The sequence below is a fragment of the Pseudomonas sp. NPDC078416 genome (assembly GCF_050268485.1).
Lineage (GTDB): Bacteria > Pseudomonadota > Gammaproteobacteria > Pseudomonadales > Pseudomonadaceae > Aquipseudomonas.
Map to the genome: position 1 here is coordinate 9950 of NZ_JBNNGV010000015.1, position 13665 is coordinate 23614.

At 61.9% G+C, this 13665-nt stretch carries 8 protein-coding genes and 4 tRNA genes; 4 read left to right on the top strand and 8 right to left on the bottom strand.

What is annotated here, in order from left to right; genetic code table 11:
• Positions 1–276: 276 nt before the first annotated feature.
• From ACQKEN_RS14810 to gltX, 6 genes are all read right to left on the bottom strand, one after another.
• Positions 277–816: a TetR/AcrR family transcriptional regulator gene (locus ACQKEN_RS14810; RefSeq protein WP_427686526.1), complete on the bottom strand. Its 540-nt coding sequence runs from the start codon at positions 814–816 to the stop codon at positions 277–279.
• Between the two features lie 209 nt (positions 817–1025).
• Positions 1026–1101: transfer RNA gene (locus tag ACQKEN_RS14815), tRNA-Glu, on the bottom strand.
• A gap of 51 nt (positions 1102–1152) precedes the next feature.
• Positions 1153–1228, bottom strand: a tRNA-Ala gene (locus tag ACQKEN_RS14820).
• Between the two features lie 55 nt (positions 1229–1283).
• A tRNA-Glu gene (locus tag ACQKEN_RS14825) sits at positions 1284–1359 on the bottom strand.
• Positions 1360–1442: 83 nt separating this feature from the next.
• Positions 1443–1518, bottom strand: a tRNA-Ala gene (locus ACQKEN_RS14830).
• Between the two features lie 218 nt (positions 1519–1736).
• Complete coding sequence (gene gltX / locus ACQKEN_RS14835) at positions 1737–3218, bottom strand: glutamate--tRNA ligase (RefSeq protein ID WP_427686527.1); 1482 nt, start codon at positions 3216–3218, stop codon at positions 1737–1739.
• 257 nt (positions 3219–3475) lie between these two features.
• On the opposite strand from gltX, the gene ACQKEN_RS14840 reads away from it, so the two are divergent.
• Together ACQKEN_RS14840 and ACQKEN_RS14845 are read left to right on the top strand one after the other, a co-directional pair.
• A complete protein-coding gene (locus ACQKEN_RS14840) occupies positions 3476–4531 on the top strand; it encodes an HlyD family secretion protein (RefSeq protein WP_427686528.1) in 1056 nt (351 codons plus the stop codon).
• 49 nt (positions 4532–4580) lie between these two features.
• A complete protein-coding gene (locus ACQKEN_RS14845) occupies positions 4581–6071 on the top strand; it encodes an MDR family MFS transporter (protein ID WP_427686639.1) in 1491 nt (496 codons plus the stop codon).
• 174 nt (positions 6072–6245) lie between these two features.
• Here ACQKEN_RS14845 and uvrB read toward each other — a convergent pair whose 3' ends face one another.
• Positions 6246–8261, bottom strand: coding sequence for an excinuclease ABC subunit UvrB (gene uvrB, locus ACQKEN_RS14850; protein WP_074885065.1), 2016 nt, complete (start codon positions 8259–8261; stop codon positions 6246–6248).
• A 329-nt stretch (positions 8262–8590) separates the two neighbouring features.
• On the opposite strand from uvrB, the gene ACQKEN_RS14855 reads away from it, so the two are divergent.
• A complete protein-coding gene (locus ACQKEN_RS14855; protein WP_427686529.1) occupies positions 8591–9787 on the top strand; it encodes an amino acid aminotransferase in 1197 nt (398 codons plus the stop codon).
• Positions 9788–10889: 1102 nt separating this feature from the next.
• On the opposite strand, the gene ACQKEN_RS14860 is transcribed toward ACQKEN_RS14855, so the two are convergent.
• Positions 10890–11852 (bottom strand): isopenicillin N synthase family dioxygenase, encoded by a 963-nt coding sequence (locus ACQKEN_RS14860; RefSeq protein WP_427686530.1) that lies wholly within the window; start codon positions 11850–11852, stop codon positions 10890–10892.
• Between the two features lie 329 nt (positions 11853–12181).
• On the opposite strand from ACQKEN_RS14860, the gene ACQKEN_RS14865 reads away from it, so the two are divergent.
• On the top strand, positions 12182–13558 hold the full coding sequence (locus ACQKEN_RS14865) for an FAD-binding oxidoreductase (RefSeq protein WP_427686532.1): 1377 nt from the start codon (positions 12182–12184) through the stop codon (positions 13556–13558).
• Positions 13559–13665: the final 107 nt, after the last annotated feature.

Genomic DNA, 13665 nt, shown 5'->3' on the forward strand with positions numbered 1-13665 from the left:
AAGCCGGTCCCGCTGACAGATCGCGTGCATTTAGTGGGACCGGCTTTAGCCGGGAAGGCGTCGGATGTCACGCCGCAGAATGGAGGGTGCCTGCGCGGCCCCCTTCCCGGCTGAAGCCGGTCCCGCTGACAGATCGCGTGCATTTAGTGGGACCGGCTTTAGCCGGGAAGGCGTCGGATGTCACGCCGCAGAATGGAGGGTGCCTGCGCAGGCCCCTTCCCGGCTGAAGCCGGTCCTACAACAGAAAGGCCAGGGAGTCCAAATGTCCTGCCTGACTCAGAGCACTGCCGACTTCGCCGCCCTCAGCACCCGATCCGACAGCTCGCTGGGGCCCAGGGCTCGGGCGAGCGCAAGACCGCCGACCATCAGCGCGATGTCGGCCAGGGTTTTGTCGGTTTCTTCAGGGCTGGCGGCGAGTTGCGCCACCATCAGTTCGACGTGTTCCGCCAGGGCGTTGCGGAAATCGTCGGACAGACGCGCCATCTCCCCGATCGCCGTCGGCAAGGGGCAAGCGTGCTCTTGGGCGTCGCGGTGCCTGCGCGACAGGTAGAACGCCGCCAACAGCGCGCGACGCTCTTCACCCGGCAATTGATCGTCGATGCTGGCGACCATCTCACGGCGCTCGGCCAGCAACTGGCTGAACGCTTCAAGCATCAGCGCTTCCTTACTGTCGAAATGCGCGTAGAAACCGCCCACCGTGAGCCCGGCTGCGCCCATGATCTCGTTCACGCTGGGCTCGATCGGGCCGCGCGCGATCAATGCGGTACTGGCAGCCGTGAGAATACGTTCGCGGGTCTGTGCTTTTTTGTCGTTCATGACCGCCTCCGGGATGATGGCGATAATATTATCCTCATCATGTGCGTTGGCAAGGTCGCATCAGGCATTTGAGATGACTGACAGGCGAATGAGTTGAGAGATGAACAGAGATGAGGTCAACAGAGAAGGGATTGAGAACTCAAACCCCGGAAAAACAAAAGGGCCATTCAATAATCGAATGACCCTTGGTCTCGCAGAGCGAGAAATCGTGGCGTCCCCTAGGGGACTCGAACCCCTGTTACCGCCGTGAAAGGGCGGTGTCCTAGGCCACTAGACGAAGGGGACGCAAAACCTTCAGTCAGGTTCGTCGAACAACATGACGAACCCTGGCGAAATTGGTGGAGCTTAGCGGGATCGAACCGCTGACCTCCTGCATGCCATGCAGGCGCTCTCCCAGCTGAGCTAAAGCCCCGAATTTACGCCTCTCGGCGGAGATCAGCTCTAACAACGGCCTCACTCGGTAAAACTGGCGTCCCCTAGGGGACTCGAACCCCTGTTACCGCCGTGAAAGGGCGGTGTCCTAGGCCACTAGACGAAGGGGACGTAACCCTTGCGTACCGCATCGGTGCTGGTTCCGAAGCGGGACAAACTTCAAGGAGGTAAAGCGAACCTTGAAGCTTCTAATTTGGTGGAGCTTAGCGGGATCGAACCGCTGACCTCCTGCATGCCATGCAGGCGCTCTCCCAGCTGAGCTAAAGCCCCACAATACACTTACGTAGAAGGCCGCGTTACCGCGTGTTTCTGCGTTGCCGTGTGGACGGGGCGCATATTAAGTGCGACCCACAAAGCTGTCAAACTCTTTTTCAAACAATTCCAAAAGAATTTTCCGGGATAACAATCACTTACCGCCTCCCGGAAAACCGAGCCATGCTGGGCCACTGGGCAATCGCCCAATGGCCCGGTGTCGCTCAGGCAGCCGCTCAGCCGATGGCGCCGAGCAGCTTTTCCCACTCTTTGTTCTCTTTTTTCGACACGCCGCCCAGCATGTCCAGCGCCTGGCGCAGACGGAAACGGGTCAGGTCGGGGCCCAGGATCTCCATCGCGTCGGTGACCGATACCGAGTTCGCCTGACCGGTAATGGCGGCGAACATCAGCGGCATGGCGTCACGCAGCTTCAACTCCAGGTGCTCGACCACCGCCTGAATGCAACCGGTGATCTTGTCCTTCTCCCACTGACGCAGGGATTCCAGCTTCCACAGAATCAGTTGAATGACCTGACGCACCTGCTCCGGCGACAGCTTCTTGTGCTCGAACAGCTTGGCGTCCGGGGTCACGCCACCGGCGAAGAAGAAGCCGCCCAGCGGTGCGATCTGGCTGAAGGTCTCGACGCGGCCCTGAACGTGGGGGGCGATCTTCATCATGTAGTCGCTGTTGAACGCCCACTTCTGCACGCGGGTGGCGAACTCTTCCACCGGCAGTTCACGCAGCCATTGGCCGTTGAGCCACGACAGTTTTTCGATGTCGAAGATCGGCCCGCCCAGGGAGACGCGGCTCAGGTCGAAGTGCTCGACCATTTCGTCCAGGGAGAACTTCTCGCGCTCGTCGGGCATCGACCAGCCCATGCGGCCGAGGTAATTGAGCATCGCTTCCGGCATGAAGCCCATGCGCTCGTAGAACGTCACCGAGGTCGGGTTCTTGCGCTTGGACAGCTTGCTCTTGTCCGGGTTACGCAGCAGCGGCATGTAGCACAGCGCCGGTTTTTCCCAGCCGAAGTATTCGTAGAGCAGGATCAGCTTGGGCGCCGACGGCAGCCACTCTTCGCCGCGCAACACGTGAGTGATGCCCATCAGGTGGTCGTCGACGACATTGGCCAGGAAGTAGGTCGGCAGGCCGTCGGTCTTCATCAGGACCTGCATGTCCATGCGGTCCCACGGAATTTCGACTTCGCCACGCAGGAGGTCCGGCACCACGCAGACGCCTTCGCTCGGGACCTTCATGCGGATGACATGGGGTTCACCGGCGGCCAGGCGGCGCTGGACTTCTTCTTTCGACAGCAGCAGCGCGCGGCCATCGTAGCGCGGGGTTTCGCCACGGGCGGTCTGCTCGGCGCGCATCTGGTCCAGCTCTTCAGCGGTGCAGAAGCACGGGAAGGCATGACCGGCGTCGACCAGTTCCTGCACGTACTTCTTGTAGATGTCGCCGCGCTCGCTCTGGCGATACGGGCCATGGGGACCGCCGACGTCGGGGCCTTCGCTCCACTCGATGCCGAGCCAGCGCAGGGCGTCGAAAATCTGTTGTTCGGACTCGCGGGTCGAGCGCAGTTGGTCGGTGTCTTCAATGCGCAGGATGAATTCGCCGCCATGCTGTTTGGCGAAGCAATAGTTGAACAGCGCGATGTAGGCCGTGCCAACGTGGGGGTCGCCGGTGGGCGATGGCGCGATGCGGGTGCGAACGGTGGTCATGGAAAATCCCGGATAGGTCGAACAAGCCGCGAATGTTAACAGGCGCGGCCTGCGCGGCTCCAGCGCGGACGCTTGATGGAGCGCAGAATCGTGGTAATGGCAGGACAGGCGGCCACGCCCTCGCCGCCCGGCACGCGTGGCCACGCGTGTTGCAACGAATGCCCCGCCATCAGTGCCGGTCATGATCGCGACGATGGCTAGGTGCCAGACCGCCAACCCTGATAAGTTTGCTTACATCCCAATCATCCAGAACGCCCATGCCCGCCCAACTCAAGCGCCGCCTGTTCATCTTCTTCGTGGTGGTCCTGCTGATCGCCCTCGCCTTCTTCGCCCAGTGGTACCTGAAGGGACGCTTTCACGAGTCCACCGACAACGCCTACGTGCAGGGTGAAATCACCCGCGTGTCCAGCCAGCTTGGCGCACGGATCAACGAGGTGCTGGTGCAGGACAACCAGCACGTGGAAAAAGGCCAGTTGCTGGTGCGGCTTGAGCCGGATGATTTCCGCCTGGCCATCGACCGGGCCCAGGCGACCCTGGCGACCCGCGAAGCGGAACGCCTGCAAGCCCAGAGCCGTTTGACCCAGCAGTCGAGCCTGATCGCCGCCAGCGATGCGCAGGTGCAGGCGAATCAGGCGACCCTGGGGCGCACGCAACTGGACCTGGCGCGGCTGCAAAAGCTGCGCACCCCGGGTTTCGTCTCGGAAGCGCAGGTCACGACCATGACCGCCGACAGCAACGTCGCCCGCTCCCAGGTCACCAAGGCCCAGGCCGATGCCCAGGGTCAGCGCCAGCAGGTCAACGCGCTGAACGCCGAGATCAAGCGCCTGGATGCGCAGATCGCCACTGCCCGCGCCGACCTGGCCCAGGCGCAGATCAATGTGCAGCGCACCGAAATCCACTCGCCCCTCAGCGGGCTGGTCGGCCAGCGGGCGGCGCGCAACGGCCAGTTCGTTCAGGCCGGCGCGTACCTGTTGTCGATCGTGCCGGACGAGGACATCTGGGTGCAGGCCAATTTCAAGGAAACCCAGATCGAGCACATGGAGATCGGTCAACTGGCCCAGCTGACGTTCGACAGTTTCCCCGACACGCCCATCGAGGGCCGCGTCGACAGCCTGTTTGCCGCCTCCGGGGCGCAGTTCAGCCTGCTGCCGCCGGACAACGCCACCGGCAACTTCACCAAGGTCGTGCAGCGCATCCCGGTCAAGCTGACCTTCACGCCAGACAACCCGCTGCACGGCAAGATCCGCCCGGGCATGTCGGTGACCGTTTCAGTCGATATCCGGCCGCCAAACGACGCCCGACATGGCCAGTGACGAGCTGATCCGCCCGGTCGGCGAACCGACCCGGCGCGACTGGATTGCCGTGATGAGTGTGATGCTCGGCGCGTTCATGGCGGTGCTCGACATCCAGATCACCAACTCGTCGCTCAAGGACATTCAGGGCGCGCTGTCGGCGACCCTGGAAGAAGGCTCGTGGATTTCTACCTCCTATCTGGTGGCGGAAATCATCATGATCCCGCTGACGGCCTGGCTGGTGCAGTTGCTCTCGGCGCGACGCCTGGCGGTCTGGGTGTCGGTGGGGTTTCTGCTGTCGTCCCTGCTCTGCTCGATGGCCTGGAGCCTGGAGAGCATGATCGTCTTCCGCGCCCTGCAGGGCTTCACCGGCGGCGCGCTGATCCCGCTGGCGTTCACCCTGACCTTGATCAAACTGCCGGAGCATCACCGGGCCAAAGGCATGGCGCTGTTTGCCATGACCGCCACCTTCGCCCCGTCCATCGGCCCGACCCTGGGCGGCTGGCTGACGGAGAATTTTGGCTGGGAGTACATCTTTTACATCAACATCCCGCCGGGCCTGGTGATGATTGGCGGTCTGCTCTACGGGCTGGAGAAAAAGGCGCCGCACTGGGAGTTGCTCAAGAGCACCGACTACGCCGGCATTGTCACGCTCGGCGTCGGGTTGGGCTGCCTGCAGGTGTTTCTTGAAGAAGGGCATCGCAAGGACTGGCTGGAATCGAACCTGATTGTCGGCCTGGGCAGCATTGCGCTGGTGAGCCTGATCAGCTTTGTGATCATCCAGTTTTCCAAACCGAAACCGCTGATCAACCTGGGGATTCTCGGCAACCGCAATTTCGGGCTGTCGAGTATTTCCAGCGTGGGCATGGGCGTCGGGTTGTATGGCTCGATCTACTTGCTGCCGCTGTACCTGGCGCAGATCCAGGGCTACAACGCGCAGCAGATCGGCGAGGTGATCATGTGGATGGGCGTGCCCCAGCTGTTTCTGATTCCGCTTGTGCCGCAACTGATGAAGGTTATTTCGCCGAAGTTGCTGTGTACGCTGGGGTTTGGTCTGTTCGGGCTGGCAAGCTTTTCGTCCGGCGTGCTCAATCCGGATTTCGCCGGGCCGCAGTTCAATCAGATTCAGCTCGTGCGAGCGCTGGGTCAGCCGCTGATCATGGTGACCATCTCCCTGATCGCCACAGCGTTCATTCAGCCCCAGGATGCGGGGTCGGCGTCGAGCCTGTTCAACATTCTACGGAACCTGGGCGGCGCCATTGGCATTGCGCTGCTGGCGACGTTACTGGATGCGCGGACCAAGACCTACTTCGACTATTTGCGCGAATCGATCTCCCCCGCCAACCCGCAAGTCGCCGAACGCATGGCGATGCTCACCGACCGGTTGGGCAGTGAAACAGCGGCCTTGGGCAAGCTCAGCGAGATCGCCCATCAACAGGCAGCGATCATGGCCTACAACGACGCGTTTCATTTTGTCGGGATTGCGCTGGGGGTCAGCATGCTGGCAGTGCTGTTGACGCGGAAGTTGCCTTCGGGGGTCAAGAGTGGCGCGGCGCACTGATTAATCAGCGGTCAGGCGCACGTCTATAGGAGCCAGCTTGCTGGCGAATGCTGTGTGTCAGTCGCCGGGTGGGTGACGGGTAGAACGCGTTCGCCAGCAAGCCGGCTCCTACGGATTGAATGGCGCCGTGACGACGGTCTGCGCCATCACGACGGTCCGCGCGTTCTCGCGGCATCACACCGCCAGCAAGCGCTCGCGAAGTTTGCCGATTTCGTCGCGCATCTGCGCTGCGGCCTCGAACTCCAGGTCGCGGGCCAGTTGGTACATCTTTTCTTCCAACTGACGAATGCGTTTGGTGATTTCGCTTGGCGAGCGCAGCTCGGCTTCGTACTTGGCGTTTTCCTCGGCGGCTTTGGCCATGCCTTTGCGCTTCTTGCTGCGCGAGCCGGGCACGGTGGCGCCTTCCATGATGTCGGCGACGTCCTTGATCACGCTTTTCGGCGTGATGCCGTTGGCCAGGTTGAAGGCGATCTGCTTCTCGCGACGGCGATCGGTCTCACCAATGGCGCGCTCCATTGAACCGGTGATGCGGTCGGCGTACAGGATCGCGCGGCCATTGAGGTTACGCGCGGCGCGGCCGATGGTCTGGATCAGCGAGCGCTCGGAACGCAGGAAGCCTTCCTTGTCGGCATCGAGAATCGCCACCAGTGACACTTCCGGCATGTCCAGACCTTCGCGCAGCAGGTTGATCCCCACCAGCACATCAAAGGTGCCCAGCCGCAGGTCGCGGATGATCTCGACGCGCTCGACGGTGTCGATGTCCGAGTGCAGGTAACGCACGCGCACGCCGTGGTCGGCCAGGTAATCGGTGAGGTCTTCGGACATGCGCTTGGTCAGCGTGGTCACCAGCACCCGCTCCTCGATCGCCACGCGCTTGTGGATCTCGGAGAGCAAGTCGTCGACCTGGGTCAGCGCCGGACGGATTTCGATCTGCGGGTCCACCAGACCGGTCGGTCGCACCACCTGCTCGACGATCCGCCCCGCGTGCTCGGCCTCGTAGTTACCCGGCGTCGCTGACACGAAGATGGTCTGCGGGCTGACATTTTCCCACTCATCGAAACGCATCGGCCGGTTGTCCAGCGCCGACGGCAGGCGGAAACCGTATTCCACCAGCGTCTCCTTACGCGAACGGTCGCCCTTATACATGGCGCCGACCTGGGGCACGCTGACGTGGGATTCGTCGATCACCAGCAGCGCGTCAGCCGGCAGGTAGTCGTACAGCGTCGGCGGCGGCGCGCCGGAAGGACGGCCGGACAGGTAGCGCGAGTAGTTTTCGATGCCGTTGCAGTAACCCAGTTCGAGGATCATCTCCAGGTCGAATCGGGTGCGCTGCTCCAGACGTTGCGCTTCCACCAGCTTGTTGGCGCCGCGCAGGTATTCCAGACGTTCCTGCAGCTCGACCTTGATGCCTTCCATCGCGTCCAGCAGGGTTTCGCGGGGGGTCACGTAGTGGCTCTTCGGGTAGAAGGTGAAGCGCGGCAGCTTGCGAATGACTTCGCCGGTGAGCGGATCGAACGCGGAAAGGCTTTCGACTTCATCATCGAACAGCTCGATGCGGATGGCTTCCAGGTCCGATTCCGCCGGGAACACGTCGATCACGTCGCCGCGTACACGGAAGGTCGCCCGGGCGAAATCCATGTCGTTGCGGGTGTACTGCAGGTCGGCCAGACGGCGCAGCAAGGCGCGCTGATCGAGCTTGTCGCCGCGATCTACGTGCAGAACCATGCGCAGGTAGGTTTCCGGGCTGCCCAGACCGTAGATGCACGACACCGTGGTGACGATGATGGAGTCCTTGCGCTCCAGCAACGCTTTGGTCGCGGACAGGCGCATCTGCTCGATGTGGTCGTTGATCGACGCGTCCTTCTCGATGAAGGTGTCCGACGACGGCACGTAGGCTTCGGGCTGGTAGTAGTCGTAGTAGGAAACGAAGTACTCGACCGAGTTGTTCGGGAAAAACGCCTTGAACTCGCCGTACAGCTGGGCAGCCAGGGTTTTGTTCGGCGCCAGCACCAGGGTCGGGCGCTGCACCTGCTGAATGACGTTGGCGATGCTGAAGGTCTTGCCCGAACCGGTCACGCCGAGCAGGGTCTGGTGCGACAGGCCGGCGTCGATGCCTTCGACCAACTGACGAATCGCCTCCGGTTGATCGCCGGCCGGCTCAAAACGGGTAACGAGCTGAAACTCGGACATAACGTACCTCTGGACGGGCTACTGCCAGATTCTGCAGCAACGCAATGAGCACGGACGACTGATCCCGCCAGGGAAAAGACGTACATAGAAGAAAGTGATGGGACTACAAGTGGAGTCGACTGCGCCACCTTTCAACCCACCCTCCGCAGATTAGTCCGCAGCACGGGACTAACGGTCGAAAAATTTCGCGAAAAACCCGGAAAAACCGGTCCCGGCCTGTCGCCCGCACTGGCGAGGGGCTTTATACTTGCTCCCCGTTTGTGCACCGCTCTAGTGCAATCGGCTGGAGCGACGCGACCCATTCACTCCCCACTCAGAGCCCCCGCACAATGAGCCTGTTCTCCGCTGTCGAAATGGCACCACGCGATCCTATCCTGGGCCTCAACGAAGCATTCAACGCCGATACCCGTACGACCAAGGTCAACCTGGGTGTAGGCGTCTACAGCAACGAAGAAGGGAAAATTCCGCTGCTGCGCGCCGTTGTCGAAGCGGAAGAAAACCGGGTGGCCCAACACCTGCCCCGCGGCTACCTGCCAATCGACGGCATCGCCGCCTACGACAAGGCTGTGCAAACCCTGCTGTTCGGTGCTGAGTCGCCGCTGCTGGCCTCGGGCCGGGTAATGACGGTCCAGGCGGTCGGCGGCACAGGCGCGCTGAAAATCGGCGCTGACTTCCTCAAGCAGTTGTCCCCTGACGCCGTTGTGGCGATCAGCGACCCGAGCTGGGAAAACCACCGCGCGCTGTTCGAAACTGCCGGTTTCCCGGTGCAGAACTATCGCTATTACGACGCCGCCACCCATGACGTGAACCGCACGGGGATGCTGGAAGATTTGCAGAACATGCCGTCCGGCTCGATCGTCGTGCTGCACGCCTGCTGCCACAACCCGACCGGCGTTGACCTGACCCTGGAAGACTGGAAGAAGGTCCTTGAGGTGCTGAAGGCCAAGGGTCATGTGCCGTTTCTGGACATGGCGTATCAGGGCTTTGGTGACGGGATTGACGAGGACGCTGCGGCGGTGCGTTTGTTCGCTGACAGCGGCATGACGTTCTTTGCTTCCAGTTCGTTTTCGAAGTCGTTTTCGCTGTATGGCGAGCGGGTCGGCGCGTTGTCGATCGTGACGGATTCGAAGGAAGAGACGGCGCGGGTGTTGTCGCAGGTGAAGCGTGTGATCCGCACCAACTATTCGAACCCGCCGACCCATGGCGCGTCGATTGTGGCGACGGTGTTGAACAGCCCTGAGTTGCGTGCGAAGTGGGAGGCGGAGCTGGGCGAGATGCGCCTGCGGATTCGCGGCATGCGTGAGGAGATGACGCAGCGTCTGGCGAATAATGCGGCGGGGCAGGATTTCAGTTTTGTCGCGCGGCAGCGGGGGATGTTTTCGTATTCGGGTCTGACGACGGCGCAGGTTCATCGTCTGCGCAATGAGTTCGGGATTTATGCGCTGGATACCGGGCGGATTTGTGTGGCGGCGTTGAACCAGGGGAATATCGGGGCCGTGACGAAGGCGATCTTGGCGGTTATCTAAACCGCTTAGATTTTAAGATCAAGATCAGGAGCGTCTGCCTAAGGGCAGACGTTTCGCCTTCGGCGAGTTACTTGGAAAAGCACCCCAAGTAACCAAGGGTGCTTGCTCCTGGTTGGGTTCCTCCTTCGTCGGAATACCTTCACTCCGGTCCCGCTCCGTGGGCCCGCCGCCATCCGCCATCCATGGCGGGGGGCGGCTCTCGCGGCATCCATGCCGCTCGGCCCACTCCGCGAAACCTGCGTTCAGCCTGCACCCAAGTCGCGATGGGTGTCGTCTGAAATCCTTGCGTAGGAAGATCAAAAGCGGATCACAAGCAGATCAAAGGCTTCCCGGCTGAAGCCGGTCCTACAGTCAGAGCCGGTCCCACTGGATGAACGCGACTTCACTGTAGGAGCCGGCTTGCTGGCGAATGCAGTTTGTCAGGCTACGTCTTCATGGCTGACCCACCGCGTTCGCCAGCAAGCCGGCTCCTACAGGGGATCGCATCCAGTTAGAGAGACTGTGCAAACGCTAGTCTTCACAACACAACACAACACACGTTTGTCGTTGCCGTTGCCGTTGCCGTTGCCGTGTGATCGTTCCCACGCTCCGCGTGGGAATGCCTCCGGCGACGCTCCGCGTCACATCCCCAAGCCTGAATGCGCGTCGTCTGCAGGACGCGGAGCGCCCGAGGCGGCATTACCACGCGGAGCGTGGGAACGATCAGTGAGTTCAATGCACGCGCTGCTTTGAGTGGGACCGGCTTCAGCCGGGAAGCTTTTGCTTTTGCTCGCCTTTGCTTTTGATCTTCATACGCAAAAGGTTTAAACACCACAAATCGCGACTTGGGTGCAGGCTGAACGCAGACGACGCGCAGTGGGCCGAGCGGCATGGATGCCGCGAGAGCGCCGTCAGGACAGGGATGTCCGTTCGGCGCGGGCCCACGGAGCGTCGTCGGAGTGAGGGTATTCCGACGAAGGAGGAACCCAACCAGGAGCAGGGCCTTTTTGGTTACTTTTTTCTGGGCCGGCAATCCGGGCTCTTGGAAAAAGTGACCCGCCGTAAGGGCGGAACCCTAACAACAGCGGACACAAATATTGGATATACACAGAAGACTCGATCGCTACGCCTTCTTCCGATACGCCATCGAATCATCTATCCGCTTAAGTATGTAATCCCCCGCCGCCACCGCCGGATAAAGACTCGCCCCCGCATCAACCCCCAAATCGCACGGATCAACAACCGCCCCATAGGTCGGGTCATAAAACGTCGCGATCGAATACCGCTCATGCCCTGACTGATTGATCACCCGATGCATGGTCGACCGGAACCGATCGTTCGACCAACGCGCCAGCAAATCCCCCACGTTCACCACCAAAGTGCCCTCGATCGGCGTCGCATCGATCCACGCCCCGCTGCCCAACTCACGCACCTGCAGACCGCCGCTGTTGTCCTGATGCAACAACGTGATGCAGCCATAATCCGTATGCGGCGCGACGCCGAACTGATCGGTTTCGGCCCGGGGCGGATGGGGCGGGTAATAGACCATCTGCGTGCGCTGCAAACGCTTGCCGTATTTCGGCGCAAAGAAACCGGGCTCAATGCCCAAGCCCACGGCCACTGCCTTCAACAGATCAGCGCCCGCCTTGCCGATCTCCTCGTAATACGCGTCCAGCGCCACCCGCAGCTCAGGCATGAAGTCCGGCCACTGGTTCGGCCCGCGCAACGCCTCCCCTGCCAGCACGCTCGGGTCATCCTCCGGCAGCTCCAGGCCGATGCTGAAAAACTCCTTGAAATCCGGCTTGGTCGCCTCGTACATCAGCGCCCCGCCCAACGCATGCCAGCCGCGATGACGTTTGTTCACTGCCACCTGGCGCTTCACCTCCGGCGCGAAGGCGAAGAAGTTTTTTGCGGCCACCATGGCGCTGTCGATCACTTGCCGGGGCACGCCGTGGTTAATGATGTAGAAGAAGCCGCTCTCGCTGCAGGCGCTGCGGATGGCTTCGCCGGCGCGACGGATCGCGGCCTCGTCGCCTTCGCGGACGCCGGCCATGTCGATGATCGGGAGGTTGGCGGTGACGGTCATGACAGGCTCCGGGCGGAGGAAATGGACTGGGCGGTATAGACCGGATCAAGCATTTACTGTGCCGCACCGCCCACAACGTTATTCGTAGGACACCGCGCGATCACTATGTGGGACCGGCTTTAGCCGGGAATGCGCCAGCGCGTGCGACCTGGATTCTGTGGTGTGACATCCGACGCTTTCCCGGCTAAAGCCAGTCCTACAGGGAAGCCCTTAGCGCCCTCAACCTACCGGCGTCGATCAACTGGCCTGCATCTTGCCTCAGCTGTCTATACAGCCTCCCCGCTTTCAGGCACGCCCCACCCCTGACGCGAATTGATCGAGTGGATTCCATGAGCGACCTGCAACAGACCATCAGCCAGTTGCGCCAGGCCCTGGGCGATGCTCAGGTGCTGACCGGCGAGGCCATCAGCCCGCGTCATTACAGCGACTGGACCCGCCACGCCCCCGCTTGCCCCGCCGCGTTGCTCTTGCCGACCAGCACCGAACAGGTCTCCCTCGCCCTGGGCATCTGCAATGCGGCGGGGCAAAGCGTGGTGCCCCAAGGCGGCATGACCGGGCTGGCGGGCGGCGCTGTTCCGCGCACCACCGACATCGCGCTGTCGCTGGATCGCCTGCGCGGCATCGAGGAGATCGACCCGGCAGCCGCAACCGTCAGCGTGCGTGCGGGCACGACGCTGGAGGACATTCAGCACGCCGTGGCCGAGGCCGGTTTTCTGTTTCCACTGGACCTGGGCGCGCGAGGCTCCTGTCAGATCGGTGGCAACATTGCTACCAACGCCGGCGGCAATGCGGTGATTCGTTACGGGATGACCCGCGATCTGGTGCTCGGTCTGGAGGTGGTGCTGGCGGACGGGCGCGTGCTCGACCTGATGAACAAGATGATCAAAAACAACTGCGGTTATGACCTAAAACAGTGCTTCATCGGCAGCGAAGGCACCCTTGGGGTGATTACCCGGGCGGTGTTGAAGATGGCGCCACCGCCGGGCCCGACCACCACGCTGCTTTGCGCCCTGCCCGATTACCCGAGCGCTGTCACCCTGCTGCGGCGGATTCAATCGAGTGTCGGCACGCCCCAGGCGTATGAACTGATGTGGCAGGACTTCTTTCGCCTTGGCGTGTCGTGGCTAGAGAAGCCCGTCGCGCCGATGCCCGATGATCATCCCTTGTACGTGCTGCTGGAATCGTCCGCCCCCCACGGTGCGCTGGAGCAGACCCTCGAAGCGGCGATCGAGGCCGGTGAAGTGGTCGATGCCATTCTCGCGACCTCCCAGGCCCAGGCCCGCTTGCTGTGGAAGATTCGCGAGGCCACGGGCGAGTTTCCCCAACGCATGGCGCCCTTGAACTTCGACATCAGCCTGCCCATCGGCCGCATCGGTGAGTTCGCCGAACGCTGCCGTGAGCGCATCGACGCGCGCTGGCCGGGTAACCTAAGCGTGTATTTCGGCCACATCGGTGACAGCAATCTGCACCTGACCGTGGACTGCCATTCGCTGCCGCAGCCCGCGCCGGTGCTGGAAATCGAAGAACTGGTGTACAGCGCCGTCGGCGAGCTGGGCGGCGCGGTGTCGGCTGAACATGGCATCGGCCTGCTCAAGCGCGAGTTTCTCCATCACTCGGTGAGCGCGCAAGCGCTGCAAGTGATGGCTGAGCTCAAGCGCAGTTTCGACCCCAACGGCATTCTCAACCCGGGCAAGATCCTCGGCTGATAACCACCTGCCGGTTGTATATACCGGTATGGCACGCTAACTGCAGTTGCAGAAGCCAGAGCAAAACCGTTCACCCGCTCACCAACATCCCACAGCCTTCGACGCCA